The sequence below is a fragment of the Bacteroides sp. 519 genome, assembly GCF_010500955.1.
Taxonomy (GTDB): Bacteria; Bacteroidota; Bacteroidia; order Bacteroidales; family Bacteroidaceae; genus Bacteroides.
On sequence record NZ_QVMJ01000091.1, the window covers coordinates 1 to 347 of the forward strand.

Genomic DNA, 347 nt, shown 5'->3' on the forward strand with positions numbered 1-347 from the left:
ATGATAACCGATGGCGAGGGAAATATTAAAGAGACAATAAAAATAATTACTCACAGCATGGGTGCTGCGTACGCAAAAGGATATGTTTCTATCGGTTTAGATAGTAATCCTTTGTTGAAAGACCAAAGCAATAGAGAAGGGATTGTGGAAGGACAGGCTCTTGAAGACGTTAAAGAAGGCGTTTCGGAAGGAAAAGCAATGGATATGATGCAAACCGCTCAATTGCTCGGTTTTGATACTACGCTTGTTGGTTGCACATGATATTGATGGAAGGGGTTATCCTTGTCATTTGTTTTTTGAATCAGTATGTGGTAAAGAAAAATCAGAAAAAATAAACAATGTCAACT

General features: G+C 37.8%; 1 pseudogene. It reads left to right on the top strand.

Going from position 1 to position 347, the window contains the following annotated elements:
* Positions 1–165: 165 nt before the first annotated feature.
* A pseudogene (locus D0T85_RS23270) lies at positions 166–258 on the top strand (malate dehydrogenase); the annotation flags it as partial.
* Positions 259–347: the final 89 nt, after the last annotated feature.